This is a genomic window from Streptomyces sp. 2A115 (assembly GCF_052245575.1).
Lineage (GTDB): Bacteria > Actinomycetota > Actinomycetes > Streptomycetales > Streptomycetaceae > Streptomyces.
In genome coordinates, this window is sequence record NZ_JBQQCG010000106.1 from 13,872 (window position 1) to 34,864 (window position 20,993).

Here is a 20,993-nt window from a genome sequence, read left to right on the forward strand (position 1 = left end):
GGCCGTCCCGGCAGTAGAGAAGCAGGGGGCCGGTGGGGGCTTGTCGCGCAGTTCCCCGCGCCCCTTACCCACCTTGCGTCGTGCCGATTGCCGCGATGCCCGCCTGGAGGACCTGGTTGTAGTTCATGGGGAAGTCGTCACGGCGTAGTTGGGCCGTGGCGCCGGTCGGTCAGTCAGCCGGTGAGTCGGCCGGTCAGCCGGTCCTGTGTTGTTGCTGGGTCGGTCATGAGAGACCGGCCGTGGAGTGCGCCGCCACTCCGGAGGCGCACTCCACGGCCGGGTCCGAACTACTCGCCGGGGTGGGCGAGTTCGATGTCGTGTTCGTCGACCCCGCCGCCGGAGACCGTCACTCCGGTCGCCTTCGGCGGGTAGCCGGTCGCGATGACGGTGTAGTCGCCGGTGTTCAGGTCGGCGAAGGCGTACGCCCCGTCCATACCGGTCGTCGTCGTGGCGACCACGTTGCCCGCGGCGTCCACCAGCGTGACGCTCGCGTCGCTCAGCGGAATGCCCGCGCCGCGCACCGTGCCCCGGACGTGCGCCCCGGGCCGGAGCTCGACCTCGACCCGCGTGGTACCGGTGCTGCCGACCTCGACGGGCAGGGCCAGGGGCCGGTGCTTGGCCGAGTTGACCGCGAGGGTCACCGTCCCCGGCACCAGTTCGGAGACGGTGAACTCGCCCAGGGCGTCGGTCTGCACGCCGACCAGGACGTCACCGCGGACATCGGTCACGATGACCACGGCCCCGGCGACCGGAGCCCCGCTGTCCGCGGACCGCACCAGACCGGCCAGGCCGCTCGTGCCGCTCAGCAGGATGTCGTACGTGACCGGCTCGCCGTTCACGACGATCGTCGAGGCCTGCGGCTGGAACCCGTCGGCGGAGGCGATCAGCACGTACGAACCCGTGCCGGGCGCGTCCACCGCGTAGGCACCGTCGCCCTGCGCGACCGAGCGGCCCAGCTGTCGCCCTTCGAGCGAGATCAGCGTCACGGCGGCTCCGGCAACGGGCACGCTCTCCGCACCGCGGACGCGTCCGTTGACCGGTATGCCACCGGCCGCGTCCTCCCCGGCGTTCCCGGCGGCCGTCGTCGGCTCCAGTCGGTCCCGGCCCGACTGCGGGGCGGTGACCAGCGACTTCTCCGGGGCTGCGGAGGCAGCGGTCGGCGCGAGGGGAGTGACCGGGGCCGGGGACGCGGGCTCGGCCGCCTTCCCCGCGGCGCCGGCCGGACGGTGGCGCGGGATGAAGGAGGCGAGGAAGAAGGCGAGGAGGGCGGCGCCGACGCCGATGGCCAGGACGGTGCGGAAGCCGTCCTTGGAGGGGAGGGTGAGGGAGCCGAAGTCCGTCGTCATCTGGGCGAGGATGACGCCGGCGATCGCGCTGGCGGCCGACGTACCGATGGACCGCATCAGGGTGTTGAGGCTGTTGGCGGCGCCCGTCTCGGAGGCGGGCACGGCACCCATGATGAGGGAGGGCATCGAGCCGTAGGTGAAGCCGATGCCGGCGCCGATGACGCAGGAGACCACGATGAAGTGCCAGACCTCGTCCATCAGCGCGATGTTCAGGGCGTAGCCGCCGGCCACGATCAAGGAGCCGATCATCAGGGTCATCTTCGGACCCTTGGCCTTGGAGATGGCGGCGGAGACCGGGGCCGTGGCCATCATCACCAGACCGGACGGCGCCATGACCAGACCGGCGGCGAGCAGCGACTGACCCAGGCCGTAACCGGTGGCCTCAGGCAACTGTAGGAGCTGCGGAAGGACCAGGGACATCGCGAACATCGCGAAGCCGATCGACACCGAGGCGAGGTTGGTGAACAGCACCTGACGGCGGGCGGTGGTGCGCAGGTCCACCAGCGGCTGCGCGGTGCGCAGTTCGTACCAGCCCCACACCAGCAGGACGACGACCGCGACGGCGAACAGGCCGAGGATCGTACCGCTGGTCCAGCCCCAGTCGCCGCCCTTGGAGATGGCCAACAGCAGGCAGATCAGGCCGGTCGCCATGCCCACCGCGCCGATCACATCGAAGCGTCCGCCGGTGCGAACCTTCGATTCCGGTACGAGGAGCAGGACGAGCAGGAGGGCGACGACGCCGAGGGCGGCCGAGCTCCAGAACAGCATGTGCCAGTCGTAGTTGTCGGCGATGAGCGCGGCGGCGGGCAGGCCGAGGGCGCCGCCGACACCGAGGGAGGCGCTCATCAGCGCGGTGGCGGAGCCGAGCTTCTCGGCGGGCAGCTCGTCGCGCATGATGCTGATGCCGAGCGGGATGACACCGGACGCCAGGCCCTGCAGCGCACGCCCGACGATCATCGGGACCAGGGCGTCGGCCAGGGCTGCCGTGACCGATCCGGCCACCAGCAGGACCAGGCTGATCAGGAGCATGCGGCGCTTGCCGTACATGTCTCCCAGCCGTCCCATCACCGGGGTGGCGACGGCGGCGGCGAGCAGCGTGGCGGTGACGGCCCAGGCGGTGTCGGACGCCGGGGCGTCCAGCAGTTGGGGGAGCTCGGGAACGATCGGGATGACGAGGGTCTGCATCAGCGCGACCACGATGCCGCCGAAGGCCAGCACCGCCACGACGGCGCTGGTCCGCGGCGGCGCGGACCTCCCGGTGTCGACGGGGCGGGGAAGTGCGTGGGACATGGTCGAGCCTCCGTGACGGCTGTGGGGTTTGCGCGACGCAACGCAACGTAATGTACTTGATTAAGTTAAGCAATACGGAGGGGTTTCGCAATCGATTGGTGAAGATTCCGGGGCGAGGCGCTCCACGATGCGCTCCGCGGGACGGGCAGTAGGGGAACTGCGGGCCCCAGCCGTGACAGCACCTTGGCGGTCGCCGCGTTCTCGGACGGACCACCGACGTACACGGTCAGGGCGGCGGCCGGTACGCGCTCGCCCGCCGTGACGGTCCGGACGGTGCGAGCCCCGGCGTCGCGCAGCACCCGCTCGACGAGCCTGCGCGCGGACGGGTCGGTGTCGCGGCCGACTACCTCAACCACGCGCTCGGGGACGGCTTGGGAACCGGAACTCGGCCGCACCTCTTGCGGCGTCGGCCAGACCTCTGGGACGGAAACCGTGGGGGCACGGTCCGCCGCCACGGCGTGGGCCGGGGCGCCGTATGCGGCCTGCGGGGGACCGTAAGAGTTCCGTCATCCTTCTGATCAGGGCCACACGGCCGCCGGTTGCGTTCAATGGGGATTACGGAATTCGAGGAGGCTGGGGTGGGGCGCGTGCGCAGGGTACTGAGCAAGCCGTTGGTCGCGGGGCTGCTGGCGTTGGCGGTCGTGGCGGTCGGCGCGGGGCTTTACTGGTTCCAGCCGTGGGCGCTGTGGCAGGACGAGACCGTAAGTGAGGCTCTGCCCGCGGCGGCGGACACACCGGCGCCCGCGGAGACCCCTTCGAACGCGGCTCCCTCGGACGCTGCCGCCGCGTCAGCTGAACCGGCGGCCGACCCGAAGACCCTGGCCAGCGGCGGCCTGATCAGCCACGAGCACACGACCTCCGGCACGGCGAAGGTCCTCCAACTCGCCGACGGCTCCCACGTCCTGCGGCTTGAGGACCTCGACACCAGCAACGGCCCGGACCTGCGCGTCTGGCTGACCGACGCGCCGGTGAAGGAGGGGAAGGCCGGCTGGGGCGTCTTCGACGACGGCAAGTACGTCAGCCTCGGCAAGCTGAAGGGCAACAAGGGCGACCAGAACTACGCCCTGCCCGCCGACGTCGACCCGGCCGACTTCAGCAGCGTCAGCATCTGGTGTGACCGCTTCGACGTGTCGTTCGGGGCGGCGGAGCTGGGGCGGGCCTGACGCACCAACAGCAGCGCGAATCAGGTCACCGGAATGTACGCGCTGAGCGTGAGCCTGAAGTAAGGGGGAGCCTCGGCCTCGAGGGAACTCGAGGGAACTCGAGCGAACTCGAGCTCCGAGGAGTACAGCAACGGTTGATGCCGGCCCCCGCGAGGCGTGACCGCACGTACGAGCTCGAGCCGCGGCCGCGGCCAGGCGGTGGAACGCCTGGGTGGTGCGGGGGTGGGCGATCTCGTCCAGCAGGTGCCGCCACTCGGGGACGACGACAGCGGGCCGCGCGAGATCCCAGGCGGCGAGCATCGGGCCGAGCTCGTCCTCACGGGGGGATCTCGGCCCGGTTGCCCCCCTCCGGCCCCACCTGGGCCGGAAGGCGGTGATTGGAAGATTTGGGACACGCACGGCCTCGGTAATGCCTGGTCACGGCTGCGACAGCCGGCCCAAATCTTCCAATCACCGCTTTGGGATGCCTTGGGGCGGAGGGGGCGTGCGGTCGCGTAGTTGGTCGAAGGCTCCGGGGTGTGCCGGTGCTCGGGACACGAATTCTCACCGGAATGCTTGTCCGCTATTACCGTCAAAATGTGACATACCTTGCATTCTGTTGCGTGGGCGTGGGCGTGGGCGTGGGCGAGGCGACGGTGATGTCGGAGGAGCACGGAGGAACACCGAGTGTTGTCAGTGGTGGTGCCCTGTTTCAACGAGGAGCAGGTGATCGAGGCGTTCCACGACGAACTCCACGCGCGGCTCGACGAACTCCAGGAACCGTACGAGGTGGTGTTCGTCGACGACGGCTCCACCGACGGCACGCTGTCCTTGCTGCGCGCGTTCGCCTTCCGGGACGAGCATGTCCGCTATCTGTCCCTCTCGCGGAACTTCGGCAAGGAGGCCGGCCTGCTCGCGGGCCTGCGCGAGTCCACCGGGGACCACATCGCCATCATGGACGCCGACCTCCAGCACCCGCCCTGCTTGCTCCGCCGGATGCTCGACCTCCAGGGCGAAGGCTTCGACCAGGTCGTCGCTCGCCGCACCCGGGACCATGACGGCCCATTGCGGACCCTTCTGAGTCGCGGCTACTACCGGCTCGTCAACCACTGGATCGACGTGAAGTTGATCGACGGCGCCGGGGACTTTCGCCTCCTGTCGCGCCGTGCCGTGGACGCGCTGCTGGATCTGGGTGAGCGCAACCGCTTCTCCAAGGGCCTGTTCTCGTGGATCGGTTTCAACACCGTCTTCCTCGACTACACGGACGCGCCGCGCGCCGGCGGCAGCAGCAAGTGGAGCTACCGCAAACTCCTCAACTACGCGCTGGACGGCGTGGTGTCCTTCAACAGCCGCCCGCTGAGACTGGCCATCCACCTCGGGCTCCTGCTCTCCGGCCTGGCCCTCGCCTACGCCGCCTGGACGGTCGGCTCCGTGCTCATCGGCGGGATCACCGCGCCCGGGTACGTCAGCCTGCTCGTCGCGATCACCGGCTTCGGCGGGATGCAGATGGTGCTGCTCGGCCTCATCGGCGAGTACGTCGGCCGGGTCTACAACGAGTGCAAGCAGCGGCCGCACTACCTGGTGAGCGAGCGCATGCCCTCGGACGTCGCACGTCGGTCCGAGTCGTGGACACGCTCCTCGTGAAGGGGCAGATCGTGCGCTTCGCGCTCGTCGGGGCCGTCAACACAGGGACGTACTACGTCATCTACCGGCTGCTGTGCCTGTGGCTGCCGTATCTGGCCGGGCACATCCTGGCGACCCTGCTGAGCATGATCGGCTCCTTCTTCATGAACGTGCGCTTCACCTACCGCACCAGCCCGAGCTGGCAGAAGTTCCTCCTGTTCCCGCTGACGAACGCCACGAACCTCGTCCTGACCACGGCCGGGGTCTACGCCCTGGTCTCCGTCCTCGGTATGGATCCGCGCATCGCCCCGCTGGTCGCCGCCATCGGCGCGGTCCCCGTCACCTTCCTGGTCGCCCGCCGCATCCTGGTGCCGGCCGAAAGAGCGTGAAGGCCGTGAATGTCGTGAATGCCGGGAACGCCGTGATGGCAGGGAAGGCAGGGAAGGCAGGGAAGACCACAAGGGTCGGGCATGGGCCGGGGCTGGGCGCGGCGGTCGCCATGGCGGCCTTTCTGGTTTCGGGCGCGGTGCGCGGCACGTACCCCTTCGGGGAGCGCTCGCGTGCCGTGAATGATCTCGGCAACCAGTTCGTGCCCTTCCACGCCCACCTGTGGGACCTGCTGCACGGCACCTCGTCCGGCGATCTCTTCTTCAACTGGAACAGCGCCTTCGGGGTGCCGTACTGGGCGGAGTTCGTCAGCTTCCTCGGCAACCCGTTCTCGCTGCTCGTCGCGGCCTTCCCGCGGCGCCTGGTCGACCTGGGGGTCTATACGGGGGAGTGCCTGAGCATCGGGCTGGGCGCGGCGGTCATGGCGCTGTGGCTGGAGCGGCTGCGGACCGGCCCCCGGTGGCAGGCGGGGCTGCTGGGTGCCGCGTACGGACTGTCGGGCTGGACGCTCAACGACGGCCTGTTCGACCCGATGTGGCTGTGGGGCCTGACGGCGTTCCCGCTGATGCTGCTGGCACTCGACCGGTGCACCCGCGAGCGCGGCTGGCTGTGGGCCGCTCCGATGGTGGGCCTGGCCTGGGCCGGCAACTTCTACACCGCGCTGATGGCCGTCGTCGGCACGGCCGTCGTCGGCGTCGTGCTCCTGGCCACGCACGAGTGGAGCCGGACGGGGCTGCGGCGGTTCGCCGGTCGCGCGGCCCTCACCTTCGCGCTCGGTACGGCGCTCGCCGCGCCCGTGATCTGGCCCTCGTATCTGGCCGCCGCCAACGCCCAGCCGATTCCCGCCCTGCCGTACAGCCCTCCACCGCCGCTGGAGTACCTGCTGCAGGTGCTGCCCGCCCAGCGGGCCTTCGGCAGTGTGCCCAAGTTCTTCGTGGGCATGCTCGCCCTGCTGCTCGTGCTCGCCTTCCCGCTCAGCAGGCACATCCCCGCCCGCACGCGGATCGCGTGGTGCGTGGCGTTGCTCGTCGTCGCCGCCTCCTTCTGCCGGCTGCCCACGGTCACGGTGTGGTACGGCCTCACCGAGCCCAACGGCAGTCCGTACCGCGCGACGCTCGTCCTCACCGGTCTGCTGGTGTCCGTCGCCTGGCTCTGCCTCGCCCACCGGCCACGTCCCGGGCCGCTGCTCGCGGCTGGTGCGGTCACCTGCGTCATCGCCGCCGCTTCGGTGCGGAACGAGAACGGCGTGAGTCACCTCACCTGGCTGGTCGTCCTCGGCTCGGGCGGCATCACCCTCGCGCTCCTGCTGCTGTTCGCCCGCGAGCGCGGCGGACCTCTGCCCCGGCCGCTACCCCGGTCTCTGCCCCGCCCTCTGCCTCGGCCTCCGACCGCTGCCGCGCTCATCGCCGTGGTGCTCGCCGAGATCGCCGTCAGCGCCGTCGCCGTCGACGAACAGCGCGCCGAACTGGCCTACTTCGCCCCCAAGCCCACCTGGGGCGCTCGGCACGACGCCGTGCGTGAGGCCATCGCCCGGGTCGGCGGCTGGCCCGCCCATCGCACGGACACCGGGCCGGCCGAGATCGTCAACAACGACCCGCAGCTGCTGGGCAGCGAGGGCCCGTCCTACTACAGCAGTTACGTGCCGAAGCAGACCGCGCGCCTCATGCGGCGCCTGGGCTACTCCTGGACCATGCACGGCCGCCACCTGATCCCCCAGGACAATCCCGTCGCCGACACGATCTTCTCCGTCGGCGCCCGGATCCGGCACACGGACGTCCCGGGCGAGGTACGCGTCGAACGCTTCCCCGTGCCACCGCTGGTGACCGTCCAGCCGCGCGAGGCACCGCGGCCACCGGCCGGTTCCTCGGCGTTCGTCCACCAACAGGCCGTGTTGGGGCAGGAGGTGTACGAGCTGCCGCGGATCTCCGTCACCGGACCGGACGGCTCGGCCGCCGAGTACTCGCTCCCGCGCTCGTCCCCGTCGCGCGCCGAGGGCCCGTACCGGCCGCGCGCGGAGGGCCCGTACCGGCTGACCCCTGCGGGCGCCCCGTACCGGATCACCGCGCGGTGCCGCCCTGGCAGCCGTCTCTACGTCGACGGCCCGTGGACCGATGCCGTGCTCTCGGGACCTGGCGGGAAGTCCGTACGGCTGTGGGGCGACCATCCCGAGAAGGCGGTGGCCACCAAACCGCTCGGCACCGTCCCGGCGGACGGCCGTGTCACCGTCGCCGTCAGAACCGTCTTCCAGGACACCGAGCTGCCGCGCTCGCCCCTGGCCTGCCTGGAACCCGCCAAGCTGCGGCGGGTGATCGAGCGTCTACGGGCCCGGGGCGCCACGCACGTCGAGACGGGCGGCCACAGTGTGCGGGCCACGCTCCCGGCCGGTTCCGCGGGCACGGCCGTCGTCGCCACCGCGCGTACGCCGGGCTGGCGGTGCGCGGTGGACGGCGGCCCGACGCGCGCCCCGCGGAACCGCCTGGGTCTGCTGGCGGTACCGCTGCCCAACGCGTCCGAGCACGAACTCCGCTGCTTCTTCCGGCCGCCCGGCCTGCGCGTGGCGACGGCCACGAGCGCGGGCGCCGCGGCGCTGCTGCTGTTCCTGGCCGGGTTGCGACGGGCTCATGGGCGCCGCCCGGCGAATGGCTGGGGCCGGTCGCGGCGACGGCGCGTCAGCTCCGCCTCCACCCGCCCGGCACGGGGAAACACGCCGACCGGAAAGCCCACGTGATCCACGCCGTCTCGACGGCCCCGAGATCACCACGCCCCGACGAGGGTGATGCGTCACGTGCGTCACAGCCGGACCGCGACCAGCGCGGTGTCGTCATCGGGCCCCCGGTGCGGGGCAGGAGCGAGGTCCGTCAGGACGGCGTCGGCGAGTGGCTCGGGGCCGAGGGCGTGGTGGCGTTTGAGGCTGTCGGTGAGGCGGTTCAGGCCGGTGTCGATGTCCTCGTCGCGGCGCTCGATCAGGCCGTCGGTGTAGAGGACAAGCGTGTCGCCGGGAGCGTAGGCCGCGGTCGCCTGTGACCTGGGGGCGGTGTCGTCGCACGCCCCCAGTGGCGGGTCGGTGACCGTGTCGAGCACCTCGACCTCCCCGTCGGCGTGCGCCAGCAGCGGCGGCAGATGACCGGCGCGGCTGTATGTGACGGTGTGGTGGGAGTGATCGACGACGACCTGCACCGCGGTCGTGGCGAGCGCCCCGTCGACGGTGTGCGCGTGCTGGGCGAGGGTCGTGAGCGCGGCGGCGGGCCGGCCGGTGGCGCGGATCGCGGCACTCAGGGCGCTGCGCAGCTGGCCCATGACCCCGGCCGCCTCCAGGCCGTGGCCGACGACGTCACCGACCGCGACGGCCAGCCGGTCCGCGTCGAGGTCGATCAGGTCGTACCAGTCGCCGCAGACGTTGAGGAAGCTGGTCGCGGGCCGGTAGCGCACGGCTGTGGAGGAGTGCAGCGACTGCTCGGTGGTGGGCAGCATCGCGCGCTGCAAGGTGACGGCGACCTCGTGCGCGCGGGCGTGGTCCTTGCGCAACCGCTCGTTGAGCTCCTGCAGTTCCTGCGAGCGGGTGAGCAGGTCGGCGGTCATCGCGTCCTCACGGCTGAGCCGGGCCTCCGGCCCCGAACCGAGGAGCTGCCGGGCGCGGACCAGGGCGGTGACCTCCTCGACGCGGTGGACGATGAGGGACACCTTGCCGTCGGCGCCGACGATCGGGGTGTTCACCGTGCTCCAGTAGCGCTCCTCGAACACGCCGGGCCGGCCGGGGACCTCGACGGCGTATCTCTGCGGGGCCATGGTGTCGCGCTCACCGGTGGCCAGCACCCGCTCCAGCGACGTGCGCAGGGCTTGGGCGCCGGTGATCCCGGATTCGGCGGGGCCGTCGTCGGGAAACACGTCGAAGACCGGCCGGCCGAGCAGCTCTTCGAGGCCGCGCCCGGAGACCTTCACATAGGCACGGTCGGCGTCGGCCATCACCAGGTCGGGGGTCAGCAGCAGCATCGGACTGGGCAGGGCCTGGAAGACCGCCGCGTAGTCGATCTCAACGTCTGTGCCGACGTCGATGTCGCTGTCGATGCCCGGGCTCCGTCTCCCGCCAGGCGCATCACTGACGCTCATGCCCCATGTCTACTCCGTCGCCACTCTCCGCGCGACTCACCGGCTCATTCTTTCTCGGGGCTTTGCTGCTTTCCTCGGGCTTTCCCGGCGGATGGTGCCGGTTTCTCGGCGGACGGTTCCTCGCGCAGGCCGTAGTGGCTCAGGAACATGTCCACGCCGCTGGTGACGAGCCGGTCCGTGAGGTCCTCGTCGATGCCGGTGCCGTACGTGCCGAAGACGATGTGGGGGAAGACCAGGAGCGCGTACAGCTGGATGATCGCGGCCTCCAGGTCGGGGATGACCAGCCGCCCCTGGTCCGCGAGCGCGCGCAGCGTGCCGGCCACGGCGGGATGGTGGCCCTCGGGGCCGTGCCCCTGCCAGGCCCGGCCGAGTTCCGGGAAGCGGTGCTGCTCGGCGGCGACGAGGTTGCGCAGGGCGATGACGTCGTGGTTGCTCCTGACGGCGTGCACCCAGGCGCGGGCGGCGTCGAGGAGTGCCGTACGGAGGTCCTCGGCCTCGGCCAGGCCCTCGAGCGCTGCCGGTGAGGCTCCGGTGCCGGTCAGGGGGTCGTCGAGCGCGCCCGAGATGACCGCGCTGAACAGCGCTTCCTTGCTGCCGAAGTGGTTGTAGACGGTCACCTTGGACACGCCCGCCGCGGCGGCGATGGCGTCCATGCCGACTCCGAAACCGTCCCGCAGGAACAGCTCGCGTGCCGCCCGGACGATGGCCTGCCGTTTCAGTTCGGCGCGGGGGCCGCTGGGGCGTTGCCTGACGCCTTCCACGCTCACGGCCCGGTCGCTCTCCACGCTCATGGCCCGATCCTAGCAACGGAACTGAACTGAACTGTTGAGTTCATATGTACTGTGCAGTACAGTTCAGTTTCTGGGCACTGCAGGCCGTGCGACCTTCCACCCGTCACCACCCGAGGACTCGCCATGACCCATCCCTCCACCGGCGCCCAGCACGCGCCCCACGGACACGACCACGCCCCACCCGCCGACCCACGCCGCTGGACCGCGCTCGCCCTCATCTGCGTCGCCCAGTTCATGCTGATCCTCGACGTCACCGTCGTGAACGTCGCGCTGCCCGAGATGGCCGCCGACCTCGACCTCGGCCGGGCCACGCTGACCTGGGTGGTCGCCGCGTACACCCTGTGTTTCGGCGGCCTGATGCTGCTCGGCGGCCGGCTGGCCGACGCCCTCGGCGCTCGCCGTACGCTCCTCGCCGGGCTCGCCGTCTTCACCGCCGCCTCACTGGTGACCGGCCTCGCCACGGGCGCCCCCATGCTGCTCGGCGGCCGGATCGCCCAGGGCGTCGGCGCGGCCCTGCTCTCCCCCGCGGCGCTCTCCATCGTCACGACCGCCTTCCACGGTGCCGAGCGCAACAAGGCGCTGGGCGTGTGGGCGGCGATCGGCGGCTCCGGCGCGGCCGCCGGCGTCCTGATCGGCGGGGCGCTGACCGCCGGCCCCGGCTGGGAGTGGGTCTTCTACGTCAACGTGCCGGTCGGCCTCGCCCTCCTCGTAGCGCTGCCCGCGTTCGTCCCGGCCCGTCCGCCGCGTTCGTCCCGGCTCGACGTGCCCGGCGCGCTGCTGGTCACCGTCGGCACCGCGGCCCTCATCTACGGCCTGGTGAACGCGGGCGACGCGGGCTGGGGCGACGCCGCCACCCTGCTGTCGCTCGCTGCCGCGCCGGTGCTCTACGCGGCGTTCGCCGTGGTCGAACGGGCCTCCCGGGCCCCGCTGATGGACCTGCGGATGTTCACCCGGCGGCCGGTGCTGGCAGGTGCGTTCCTGATGCTGGTCGCCACCGCGCTGCTGATCGCTTTCTTCTTCCTGGGGTCCGTGTACCTGCAGCATGTACACGGCTTCAGTCCCCTGAAGACCGGTCTGCTGTTCCTGCCGGTGGCCGTGGCGACCGGCCTCGGCGCCCACCTGGCCTCCCGGCTCGTCGGACGGGTCGGCAGCCGTGCCGTCGCCGTGGGCGGGATGGCGATCGCCGCCGCCGGATCCGTACCGCTGACCCAGCTGTCCACCGACGGCAGCGTGTACGCCGGTCTGCTGCCCGGTTTCGTCGTCGCCTCCTTCGGCATCGGCGCGGTCTTCGTCACCGCCACCACCACCGCGCTGGGCATGGTGGAACACGACGAGGCGGGCCTGGCGTCCGGAGTCGTCAACACCTTCCACGAGGTGGGCGGTTCGATCGGTGTGGCGGTCGTCTCCACGGTCGCCGCGTCGGGGATCGAGCGCGGCTCGGTCGGCGGCTTCACGGATGCCTTCACCGTCTGCGCCCTCGCCGCGGTGGTGAGCGCGGCGGTGGCCGTGGGGCTCGTACCGCGTGGGAAGCCGCAGCAGACGGGCGTGCCGCACGCGCACTGACGGCGGACGTGGCCGGACGTGGGCGTACGTGGGCGTACGTGCCTGGGTTCGCCGGCGGGGCGCCGACTCCGGCCGCGACCCGCGACCGGCGACCCGCGACCCGAGGGCCGGGTCCGGGTCCGGGTCAGAAGGTCTGGTCCGTCCTGCTCCCGGCCTGGTCTTCCTCGTCGAAGCTGGCGAAGTAGGCGGCGGCCATGTCCTCGTCGCCGTGGCCCTGGGCGGCGGCGCGGGCGAGGCGTTCCGCGCCGGCGGCGGCCAGGTCGAGGCGGATGCCGTGCCGCTGTCCGGCCTCGACGATCAGGCGGGCGTCCTTGATGGCGGTGGTCACGGCGAAACTGGCCGGGGAGAGACGGTCGTTGAGAACCAGCTCCGACTTGGTACGCAGATAGCCCATGTCGAGCGGGCCGCCGGCGATGGCGTCGAAGAAGCTTTGCGGGTCCACGCCCAGGGCCTGGGACAGGGCCAGGACCTCGCCGGCCGCGTTGGTGGCCGCGAGGACCCAGCTGTTGGCCACGAGCTTGAGGCGGCTGGCGCTGCCCTCCGCGCCGTCCTCGCCGGTCCACACGGTGCGGGCGCCGATGGCGTCGAGGACGGGCGCGACGGCCTCCCGGCTCCGGCTCGGGCCCGCGGCGAGGACGATCAACTGGCCGGCCTCCGCGGGTTGCCGGGTGCCGAGCACCGGGGCGTCGAAGAACACCAGCTCGTGCTCGCGGGCGAGGCCGGCCAGTTCGCCGACGGCCTCGATCCCGGCGGTCGTCGACTGCACCCAGGCGGTACCGGGACGCAGCGCCGGCGCGGCCTGCCGCACGACCTCCAGCGCGGCGGCGCCGTCGTACAGCATGGTCAGGACGACGTCCGCGCCCCGCACGGCGTCGGCGGGGGTGTCGGCGACGTACGCGCCGTCGGCGGCCAGCGGTTCGGCCTTGTCGCGGGTGCGGTTCCAGGCCCGTACGGTGTGTCCGGCCCGGGTGAGGTTACGGGCCATCGCGGCCCCCATGATCCCGGTACCGAGGACGCTCACGGTGAGGGTGTCGGTCATGACGTCGGCTCTCTGTGGATTGCTGGTTGCTCGTGGCCCTGCTGGGCCTCTCCTTCATCTTGACGGCTCCGCCGTCACCAGCCCGTCAGCAGTAGGTGATTGAGGAGCAGCGCGAGCGTGGCCTGCGCGGCGAGCCAGGCGCGGGGCCGGGTGAGGAACGCGCCCGCCGCGAGCAGCCACACCGCGAAGGGCAGCCAGATGCGTTCCGTCTCCGCCTTGCTCATCCCGGACAGATCGGCGGCGAGGAGAGCGAGCAGTGCGCCGAGCAGCAGCAGGGCCAACCGGGTCTCGGTGGCGGTGCCGGGGGCGCGCAGGCAGGTGCGGACGCGCTTGCGGACGGGAGCCGCACCGGCCCGCCGCAGGCCCGCCACCGTCGCCGGGCCCACCACCAGCACCGTGCACGCGAGGTTCGCCCACACCCAGTAGCCGTACGGCCGGAAGCCGCCGGCGCCTTGGTAGTAGCGCTCGACCAGCAGGTGGTACGCCTCCCACCAGTTGAACCCGGCCAGGGTGAACGCCGTGGGGACGACCAGCAGCCCGACGAGAACGTACGGGAGGGGACGCAGCCGCCGGGAGCCCAGCAGCAGGACGCCGCCCGCGATCACGGCGTACAGGGTGAGCCCGTAGGAGAGGTAGAGGGTGAGGCCGAAGAGCAGGCCGGAGGCGAGGCCGGTCAGCCGCGGCCGGTGTCCCGTCACCGCGAGCGCGAGGAACGCGACGGCCCAGGCGGCGACCGCGGCGAAGTAGCCGTCCGCGGAGGTGCCCGCCCACACGGCGGCCGGGGCCACCACGAGGAAGGGCGCGGCACGGCGGGCGAGGACCTCCCCGGCCAGCGCCCGTACGGTGACGAGGATCGCGACCGCCGCCGTCGCCCCGACGGTGATGACGAAGACGCCCGCCCACGCCCCGCCGCCGAGACCGACCCGGTCGAGGAGGACGAAGGTGAGGGTGGCGCCCGGCGGGTGCCCGGCGACATGCGGGGGCCAGTGGTCCGGTGGATCGAGCAGGATGTGGTTGGTGAAGTCCCGCAGGGTGGCGGGGATGTCGTCGAAGCGGTCGATGACCTGGAGGTACTCGTATTTCGTCGTCAGCCGTCGGGCGATCCCGCGGTGCCAGCCGTCGATGAGGGCGAGTGAGAACGCCCAGGCCGTTCCGGTGCCCCAGACGGTGAACAGCAGCCCGCGCCAGGGCAGCCGGGCGGCCAGGACCGGGCCGTACGCCACGACGGCGACCGCGACGAAGGGCGCGATGAAGGTGCCGGGCCCGACATGGGGCACCCAGTTGGCGTACAGGGGCGGCCAGCCGACATGGAGGGTGTCCTTCTCCCGCTTGATGGCGGCACCGACCAGGGCGGCGGCCACGACGAGGAGCGCGGCGGCCAGGGCCGCGCACAGGTCGCGCAGAAGGTCGCGGTTCAGAAGGCCGCGGTTCGCGGGTTCGCGGTTCGCAGGGTCGCCGTGCACAAGATCGCGGTTCACATGGGAACGCTAGAGCGGCGGGCGGCGCTCCGGGGATCCGCCGGGCGCGGACGTCAGCGTTTCGTCATGGTTCGACGTCAGCCTCCGACGTCAGCCTTTCGTCATGGTTTGAGTCCCTCTCCGCGGGGTGTTCCCGGCCTACGGTCGGCTCATGGCACGCTCTCCTTCTCCCGCGTTCTCCCCTTCTTCGCCGGCCTTCTGGCGCAGCCCGCTGCGTGGCCCCTGGTTCACGTCGGTGCTCGGGGTGGTGCTCCTCTTCGGGATCACGGTGCTGTTCGTGACCGGCCTGCTGTCGTACGCCGCCTACAACCCGGGCCTGTCGCCGGTGAACGACAAGACCCCGGACAAGGGCCTGCTCGGCTTCTACCTCTTCTCCTGGCCGACCGACCCGCCCTGGCTGTACCGCCTCAACCAGGGCGTCCACGTCACGCTCGGCGTCGCCCTGATCCCCGTACTGCTGGCGAAGCTGTGGTCGGTCGTGCCGAAGCTGTTCGCCCTGCCGCCGGCGAGGTCGCTCGCGCACGCGCTGGAGCGGATCTCGCTGCTCCTGCTGGTCGGCGGCGCCCTGTTCGAGTTCGTGACGGGCCTGCTCAACGTCCAGCTCGACTACCTCTTCCCCGGCTCCTTCTACCCGCTGCACTTCTACGGCGCGTGGGTGTTCTTCGCCGCGTTCGTGACGCACGCGGTGCTGCGGCTGCCGATGGCCGTACGCAACCTGCGCCGGCTGCGGGAGGAGGACAGGCCGGAGGAAGACCGACCGGAGGAAGACCGACCGGAGGGACAGGGGGAACTGCCCTCAGAAGCAGGGAAATCGCCGTCCTCAGGAGACGAAGAACTGCTGGTGTCCCCGAACCCCGCCGAACCCACGGTCTCGCGGCGCGGGGCCCTCGGCATGGTCGGCGGCGGATCGCTGCTCCTGCTCGCCACCACGGCGGGCCAGAACTTCGACGGGCCGCTGCGGGCGACCGCCGTGCTGGCTCCGCACGGCGGCCCCGAACCGGGCAGCGGCCCCGCCGGTTTCCAGATCAACAAGACGGCCGCGTCGCGCGGGATCAGCGCGACGGAGACGAGCGAGGAGGCGTGGCGACTGGTCGTCGAGGGACGTGACGGCGAGATCGTGCGGCTGAGCCGTGCCGAGTTGCTCCAACTCCCCCTCCACAGCGCCGCGTTGCCCATCGCCTGTGTGGAGGGCTGGTCGACCTCGGACCAGTGGTGGCGGGGCGTACGGCTGCGGGACCTGGCGGCGCTCGTCGGATACGAGGCGGACGCGACGCCCGACGTGCTGGTGGAGTCCCTCCAGCGGCGCGGGGCGTTCCGCCGGGCCGCCCTGCGCGACAACCAGGTGCGCGACCCGCGCTCCCTGCTCGCCCTGTTCGTCAACGGCGAGCCCCTGACCCCCGACCACGGCTACCCGGCGCGCGTCATCGTCCCCGCGGCGCCCGGCGTGCTCAACACCAAGTGGGTGGCCCGCATGACGTACGGAGACCTGTGATGAAGCGACGTCTGGTGGTGGGCAGCCCACTCCAACTCCTGCTGCTCGCCTGCTCGTTCGCGCTCGCCGGATACGCGGGCGTACAGCTGCTGGCGGACGACTGGTTCGGGGTCGCACTCTGGTTCGTGGGCGCCGCGGTGCTGCACGACCTGGTGCTGCTGCCGCTGTACGGCGCCGTGGACCAGGCGGTCGTACGGGCCCTCGGCGCGGCGGGACACCGGCGGTGGACGATGTACGTCCGCGTCCCGGCGGCCCTCTCCGGGCTGCTCCTGTTGGTGTGGTTCCCGCTGATCAGCGGGCGGGTGGCGGGATACTACGAGTCCGCGACGGGCCTGCCGGGCGATGTGTTCCTGGGCCGGTGGTTGCTGGTGACGGCGGTGCTGTTCGGAGGCTCGGCGGTGCTGTTCGTCCTGCGCCTGCGCCGGCGCCCGCGCCCGGGGTTGCGCAGGGCGGCGAAGGAGCGGCCGCCGGTCGTCCACTGACCGTCCGGGCGCCAGCCCGCGCGCGTCGCGTGCCGCAGCAGGGCGGGGGTGCCGAGACGGGCCCAGGGGAAGGCCGGTCCCGCGGCGCCGTGGGTGTGAGTGCCTTGGCTGCCGTCGGTGGCCCGGGCGTCGGGCGCGCGGGTGTCGGTGGCGCGGACGATGTGGACGCTGACGCGTTCGTCGAGGTCCACGTCCGGGACGGTCTCGGTGATCAACAGGCCGTCCGGGGCGATGAGTTGGGACATCCGTCGCAGCAGAGCCGCCGGGTCGCCGCCGATGCCGACGTTGCCGTCGATGAGGAGGGCGGTGTCCCAGCGGCCCTCGCCCGGGAGCGTCTCGAAGACCGAGCGCCGCAGGGCCTGGCCGCCGATCCGCAGCGTGTGGGCGACGGCGGCCTCGCTGACGTCGATGCCGAGCGCGGTCCTGCCCCGGGCCGCGAGCTCGGCGACGAGCCGCCCCGGCCCGCACCCCACGTCGAGTACGGCACCCTCGCAGCGCGCCAGCACCTCCATGTCCACGGCGTCGGCGTCCGCGCACCAGCGCTCCACCTCCAACGGCAGCAGCCAGCCGTCGGGTCGGCGGAGATAGAGGGGGCCGCGGCCGGTACGGAGTGCGTCGGAGTAGGGATCGGCGGACCACGTAAGCCCGTCCGGCGTTTGAGGACGAGGCCGTTCAGGCCGAACGGGGGTCTGGGGGCGGAGCCCCCTGGGGGTGGATGGGGATCCCCCCGCGCGAGCGGAGCCGAGCGTGGGGGAGGGTAGGGGCGGCGGGGGTGAGGACACCTGCCCAGCCGCGGCGCCGCGTGCCCTGCTCATCGGCTGCCCACCGCCCGCACGCGGGCCAACTCCGCGGCGAAACCGCCGCACGGTGCCGCCGCCGCGACCGCCTCCGCGTCGCGGGCCGTGTCCACGTCCCGCAGGCGGGGCAGCTCACGCACGCGCAGCCCCGCCGCGACGAGTCGGCCACGCTGCACGGCACCTGTCGTGGGCGCCGACATCGGTACGCCACGCAGAAGCCCTGGATCGGGCTCGGCGAGCCCCAGCGCCCAGAAGCCGCCGTCCACCGCAGGACCGAAGTACGCGTCGCAGTCGGCGAAGTCCACGGTGAGGAGCTCGGGTGTGACCTGGGGCGTGTCCATGCCGATGAGCAGGGCGGGACCGGTGCAGCCCGCGAAGGCGGCGGCCAGCCGTTCGTCGAGTTCGCCCGCGCTCTGCGGTACGACGTCGAAGCCGGGCGGCAGCCAGGGGCCCGGCGCTCCGTCGAGCACGAGCACGCGGCGCCGCGCGGGTACCGCGGCCACGGCACGCAGGGTGTCCGCCAGCGCCGCTTCCGCCAGTGCCGCCGCCTCCCCGGGCGTGAACGGGGGCGTGAGCCGGGTCTTCACGCGCCCTGGCCGCGGTTCCTTGGCGATGACGAGCAGAGTGGTCACTGGGCGGTTCCTCCCTGGGCGGGGGCGCGAGAAGGGGCGGGCGGCTGGGCCAGGACCCGGCTCATGTCCCGTACCGCCTGAAAGGTGCCCCGCCAGGTGCCTGTCACCTTCGAGGCGCCGGCGCGCGGCAGATACGGGACGTCGTGCTCGGTGACGCGCCAGCCGGCGTCGGCCGCGCGCACGACCATCTGGAGCGGATAGCCGCTGCGCCGGTCGGTGAGGCCGAGGGCGAGCAGCGGTTCGCGGCGGGCGGCGCGCAGCGGGCCGAGGTCGTGCAGGCGCAGCCCGGTGCGGCGGCGCAGCAGCCGGGAGAGCGCGAGGTTGCCGGCCCGGGCGTGCGCGGGCCAGGCGCCCCGGCCCTGCGGGCGGCGCCTGCCGAGCACCAGGTCGGCCTGGCCGTCGCGTACTTCGCGGACGAAGGGCAGCAGGCACGACGGGTCGAGCGAGGCGTCGCAGTCGCAGAAGCAGACGATGTCGGCAGTCGCGGCGGTCAGGCCCGCGTGGCAGGCGGCGCCGAACCCGCGCCGCGTCTCGTGCACGACGGTCGCGCCGAGTGCGCGGGCGATGTCCGCCGAGCCGTCGGTGGAGCCGTTGTCCACGACCAGCGCGCGCCAGCCGGGCGGGATGCGGGCGAGCACCCAGGGGAGGGCGCCGGCCTCGTTCAGGCAGGGCAGGACCACGTCGACGTCGGCGGGCGGCCCCGCGTGCCGTGCCGGTTCCGTGCTGGGAGAGGTCGTCACGGAAATCACCCTACGGAAGCAAAAGGGGCATAACGGTCTTCAGGTCCTTACGAAACACGGACGTCGGGACGGACCCGTCGCACCCGGCCGAGGCGGGTGCGACGCTGGATCCATGCAGCAGCCGTACGAATCCCCAGGTCCCGGACCTGCCCGGCACGGGCAGGGAGACCGGACACGCGTCCTCGTCGTGGACGACGACCCCACCGTCGCCGAGGTCGTCGCCGGCTACCTCGACCGCGCCGGGTACGACGTGGACCGCGCCGGGGACGGGCCGTCCGCGCTCGCCCGGGCCGCCGCGCACTGGCCCGACCTGGTGGTCCTCGACCTGATGCTGCCCGGCATGGACGGCCTGGAGGTGTGCCGCCGGATACGCGGCCGCGGGCCCGTACCGGTCATCATGCTCACGGCGCGCGGTGACGAGGACGACCGGATCCTCGGCCTGGAAGTGGGCGCGGACGACTACGTCACGAAGCCGTTCAGCCCCCGGGAGCTGGTGCTGCGGGTGGAGTCGGTCCTGCGCCGGGCGCGTCCCGCCACCACCGAGCACCCGCTGCACGCCCCCGGCCTCACCGTGGACCCCGGGGGCCGCCGCGCCACCAAGAACGGCGCGGAACTCGCCCTCACCGTCCGGGAGTTCGACCTCCTCGCGTTCTTCCTGCGCAACCCCGGCCACGCCTACAGCCGTGAGGAGCTGATGCGCGAGGTCTGGGGGTGGGACTTCGGCGACCTGTCGACGGTCACGGTCCATGTGCGCCGGCTCCGGGGCAAGGTCGAGGACGACCCGGCCCGGCCCCGGCTGATCCAGACGGTGTGGGGCGTCGGCTACCGCTTCGACGACACGCCCGACACATCGGACGCGCCCCACGAGGAGACGGTCTGACCATGCAAGACACGCTGCTCATCGCCTTCTTCGCCTTCCTCGGCGCCGCCGCGGCCGGACTGCTCGGCGCGGGTGTGCTGCGGCTGACCCGGCAGCGCTCGCTGACCGCGTCGCTCGCCGTGGTCGCCGCCGTCGCCGTGGGCGCGATGCTCGCCGGGACGCTGGCCGTCGCGCAGGCGATGTTCCTGAACGCGCACGACCTGAGCGTCGTGACGACGGTCGTCGCGATGGCCGCCGTCGTCTCGCTGGCCACCGCACTGCTCCTTGGCCGCTGGGTCGTCGCCGGCAGCCGGGCGCTCACGCTCGCCGCGCGCTCCTTCGGCGACGGCGGCGACTTCGCGGCTCCCGTGGGACCGGCGACCGCCGAACTGTCCGCGCTGAGCCGCGAGTTGGCGGCCACCAGTGCGCGGCTGGCCGAGTCCCGCGACCGTGAGCGCGCGCTGGAGAGCTCCCGGCGCGAACTCGTCGCCTGGATCTCGCACGACCTGCGTACGCCGCTCGCCGGGCTGCGTGCGATGTCGGAGGCGCTGGAGGACGGCGTCGCCGCCGACCCCCAGCGCTATCTGCGCCAGATCCGTACGGAGGTCGAGCGGCTCAACGGCATGGTGGGGGACCTGTTCGAGCTCTCCCGCATACACGCCGGCGCGCTGGCCCTCTCGCCGTCCCGCATCTCCCTGTACGACCTCGTCGGCGACGCCCTCGCGGGAGCGGACCCTCTCGCCCGCGAGCACGGCGTACGGCTCGTGGGTGACCGCGTCGAACCCGTGCCGGTAGATGTGGACGGCAAGGAGATGAGCCGCGTGCTCGGCAATCTCCTCATCAACGCGATCCGCCGTACGCCGGCCGACGGCACGGTCGCGATCGCCGCCGAGCGGTCGCCCGAGGGGGTCGTCCTGTCCGTCACGGACGGCTGCGGCGGCATTCCGGAGGAGGACCTGCCCCGTGTCTTCGACACCGGTTGGCGCGGCACACACGCTCGTACGCCTCCCGCCGGGGCCGGCCTCGGCCTGGCCATCGTCCGCGGCATCGTGGAGGCGCACCGGGGGCAGGCTGTCGTGCACAACGTGCCCGGGGGGTGCCGGTTCGAGGTGACGCTGCCGGTGGCGGAGGCGTGAGCCTCCGGCGGTTGGGCGGTTGGGTTTGTTTTTTGGGTGCGGGTTTGTGGGGGCTGGTCGCGCAGTTCCCCGCGCCCCTGGGTTGGTTG

At 72.3% G+C, this 20,993-nt stretch carries 17 protein-coding genes and 2 pseudogenes; 9 read left to right on the forward strand and 10 right to left on the reverse strand.

Annotation, left to right across the window (positions count from 1 at the left end):
• Positions 1 to 64 precede the first annotated feature (64 nt).
• The 3 genes and pseudogenes from ACTWQR_RS49115 to ACTWQR_RS49125 form a co-directional block, all read right to left on the reverse strand.
• Positions 65 to 160 (reverse strand): annotated as a pseudogene (locus ACTWQR_RS49115) (YceI family protein); the annotation flags it as partial.
• A 127-nt stretch (positions 161 to 287) separates the two neighbouring features.
• On the reverse strand, positions 288 to 2,636 hold the full coding sequence (locus ACTWQR_RS49120; protein WP_443233846.1) for an MFS transporter: 2,349 nt from the start codon (positions 2,634 to 2,636) through the stop codon (positions 288 to 290).
• Positions 2,637 to 2,701: 65 nt separating this feature from the next.
• On the reverse strand, positions 2,702 to 2,992 hold the full coding sequence (locus tag ACTWQR_RS49125) for a hypothetical protein (protein ID WP_443233847.1): 291 nt from the start codon (positions 2,990 to 2,992) through the stop codon (positions 2,702 to 2,704).
• Positions 2,993 to 3,214: 222 nt separating this feature from the next.
• On the opposite strand from ACTWQR_RS49125, the gene ACTWQR_RS49130 reads away from it, so the two are divergent.
• From ACTWQR_RS49130 to ACTWQR_RS49145, 4 genes are all read left to right on the forward strand, one after another.
• A complete protein-coding gene (locus tag ACTWQR_RS49130) occupies positions 3,215 to 3,799 on the forward strand; it encodes a DM13 domain-containing protein (protein ID WP_443233848.1) in 585 nt (194 codons plus the stop codon).
• 666 nt (positions 3,800 to 4,465) lie between these two features.
• A complete protein-coding gene (locus tag ACTWQR_RS49135; RefSeq protein WP_443233849.1) occupies positions 4,466 to 5,422 on the forward strand; it encodes a glycosyltransferase family 2 protein in 957 nt (318 codons plus the stop codon).
• On the forward strand, positions 5,404 to 5,790 hold the full coding sequence (locus tag ACTWQR_RS49140) for a GtrA family protein (RefSeq protein ID WP_443233850.1): 387 nt from the start codon (positions 5,404 to 5,406) through the stop codon (positions 5,788 to 5,790). The genes ACTWQR_RS49135 and ACTWQR_RS49140 overlap by 19 nt, the downstream gene beginning before the upstream one ends.
• Positions 5,791 to 5,795: 5 nt before the next feature.
• Positions 5,796 to 8,516, forward strand: coding sequence for a YfhO family protein (locus ACTWQR_RS49145; protein WP_443233851.1), 2,721 nt, complete (start codon positions 5,796 to 5,798; stop codon positions 8,514 to 8,516).
• Between the two features lie 62 nt (positions 8,517 to 8,578).
• On the opposite strand, the gene ACTWQR_RS49150 is transcribed toward ACTWQR_RS49145, so the two are convergent.
• Positions 8,579 to 9,895, reverse strand: coding sequence for a PP2C family protein-serine/threonine phosphatase (locus ACTWQR_RS49150; RefSeq protein ID WP_443233852.1), 1,317 nt, complete (start codon positions 9,893 to 9,895; stop codon positions 8,579 to 8,581).
• Between the two features lie 44 nt (positions 9,896 to 9,939).
• Complete coding sequence (locus ACTWQR_RS49155; RefSeq protein WP_443233853.1) at positions 9,940 to 10,686, reverse strand: TetR/AcrR family transcriptional regulator; 747 nt, start codon at positions 10,684 to 10,686, stop codon at positions 9,940 to 9,942.
• A gap of 123 nt (positions 10,687 to 10,809) precedes the next feature.
• Here ACTWQR_RS49155 and ACTWQR_RS49160 point away from each other — a divergent pair, with 123 nt between their 5' ends.
• The gene (locus ACTWQR_RS49160; protein ID WP_443233854.1) at positions 10,810 to 12,249 is read left to right on the forward strand and encodes an MFS transporter; all 1,440 of its coding nucleotides are present in this window, start codon (positions 10,810 to 10,812) and stop codon (positions 12,247 to 12,249) included.
• 124 nt (positions 12,250 to 12,373) lie between these two features.
• Here ACTWQR_RS49160 and ACTWQR_RS49165 read toward each other — a convergent pair whose 3' ends face one another.
• Positions 12,374 to 13,288: an NAD(P)-dependent oxidoreductase gene (locus tag ACTWQR_RS49165; RefSeq protein WP_443233855.1), complete on the reverse strand. Its 915-nt coding sequence runs from the start codon at positions 13,286 to 13,288 to the stop codon at positions 12,374 to 12,376.
• Between the two features lie 74 nt (positions 13,289 to 13,362).
• Positions 13,363 to 14,706, reverse strand: a complete 1,344-nt coding sequence (locus tag ACTWQR_RS49170) for a hypothetical protein (RefSeq protein ID WP_443233863.1) — start codon at positions 14,704 to 14,706, stop codon at positions 13,363 to 13,365.
• A 211-nt stretch (positions 14,707 to 14,917) separates the two neighbouring features.
• Here ACTWQR_RS49170 and ACTWQR_RS49175 point away from each other — a divergent pair, with 211 nt between their 5' ends.
• Both ACTWQR_RS49175 and ACTWQR_RS49180 read left to right on the forward strand, forming a co-directional pair.
• Entirely contained in the window at positions 14,918 to 16,258 is a 1,341-nt protein-coding gene (locus ACTWQR_RS49175; protein ID WP_443233856.1) for a molybdopterin-dependent oxidoreductase, read from the forward strand.
• Positions 16,258 to 16,740, forward strand: coding sequence for a hypothetical protein (locus ACTWQR_RS49180; protein ID WP_443233857.1), 483 nt, complete (start codon positions 16,258 to 16,260; stop codon positions 16,738 to 16,740). Before ACTWQR_RS49175 ends, ACTWQR_RS49180 begins: the two co-directional genes overlap by 1 nt.
• Before the next feature lie 185 nt (positions 16,741 to 16,925).
• On the opposite strand, the pseudogene ACTWQR_RS49185 reads toward ACTWQR_RS49180, so the two are convergent.
• From ACTWQR_RS49185 to ACTWQR_RS49195, 3 genes and pseudogenes are all read right to left on the reverse strand, one after another.
• Positions 16,926 to 17,555, reverse strand: a pseudogene (locus tag ACTWQR_RS49185) (class I SAM-dependent methyltransferase); the annotation flags it as partial.
• On the reverse strand, positions 17,552 to 18,169 hold the full coding sequence (locus ACTWQR_RS49190; RefSeq protein WP_443233858.1) for a TIGR04282 family arsenosugar biosynthesis glycosyltransferase: 618 nt from the start codon (positions 18,167 to 18,169) through the stop codon (positions 17,552 to 17,554). The gene ACTWQR_RS49190 and the pseudogene ACTWQR_RS49185, both read right to left, overlap by 4 nt.
• Positions 18,166 to 18,918: a glycosyltransferase family 2 protein gene (locus ACTWQR_RS49195; protein WP_443233859.1), complete on the reverse strand. Its 753-nt coding sequence runs from the start codon at positions 18,916 to 18,918 to the stop codon at positions 18,166 to 18,168. The genes ACTWQR_RS49190 and ACTWQR_RS49195 overlap by 4 nt, the downstream gene beginning before the upstream one ends.
• A gap of 103 nt (positions 18,919 to 19,021) precedes the next feature.
• On the opposite strand from ACTWQR_RS49195, the gene ACTWQR_RS49200 reads away from it, so the two are divergent.
• Together ACTWQR_RS49200 and ACTWQR_RS49205 are read left to right on the forward strand one after the other, a co-directional pair.
• Positions 19,022 to 19,789, forward strand: coding sequence for a response regulator transcription factor (locus tag ACTWQR_RS49200; RefSeq protein WP_443233860.1), 768 nt, complete (start codon positions 19,022 to 19,024; stop codon positions 19,787 to 19,789).
• Positions 19,790 to 19,791: 2 nt separating this feature from the next.
• Complete coding sequence (locus ACTWQR_RS49205; RefSeq protein WP_443233861.1) at positions 19,792 to 20,904, forward strand: sensor histidine kinase; 1,113 nt, start codon at positions 19,792 to 19,794, stop codon at positions 20,902 to 20,904.
• Positions 20,905 to 20,993 lie beyond the last annotated feature (89 nt).

What these genes read in the sequence shown, in the direction of transcription:
- ACTWQR_RS49120 (WP_443233846.1), bottom strand. Translation starts at nt 2,636, where the DNA reads ATGTCCCACGCACTTCCCCGCCCCGTCGACACCGGGAGGTCCGCGCCG.
- ACTWQR_RS49150 (WP_443233852.1), bottom strand. Translation starts at nt 9,895, where the DNA reads ATGAGCGTCAGTGATGCGCCTGGCGGGAGACGGAGCCCGGGCATCGAC.
- ACTWQR_RS49155 (WP_443233853.1), bottom strand. Translation starts at nt 10,686, where the DNA reads ATGAGCGTGGAGAGCGACCGGGCCGTGAGCGTGGAAGGCGTCAGGCAA.
- ACTWQR_RS49160 (WP_443233854.1), top strand. Translation starts at nt 10,810, where the DNA reads ATGACCCATCCCTCCACCGGCGCCCAGCACGCGCCCCACGGACACGAC.
- ACTWQR_RS49165 (WP_443233855.1), bottom strand. Translation starts at nt 13,288, where the DNA reads ATGACCGACACCCTCACCGTGAGCGTCCTCGGTACCGGGATCATGGGG.
- ACTWQR_RS49175 (WP_443233856.1), top strand. Translation starts at nt 14,918, where the DNA reads ATGGCACGCTCTCCTTCTCCCGCGTTCTCCCCTTCTTCGCCGGCCTTC.
- ACTWQR_RS49180 (WP_443233857.1), top strand. Translation starts at nt 16,258, where the DNA reads ATGAAGCGACGTCTGGTGGTGGGCAGCCCACTCCAACTCCTGCTGCTC.
- ACTWQR_RS49200 (WP_443233860.1), top strand. Translation starts at nt 19,022, where the DNA reads ATGCAGCAGCCGTACGAATCCCCAGGTCCCGGACCTGCCCGGCACGGG.
- ACTWQR_RS49205 (WP_443233861.1), top strand. Translation starts at nt 19,792, where the DNA reads ATGCAAGACACGCTGCTCATCGCCTTCTTCGCCTTCCTCGGCGCCGCC.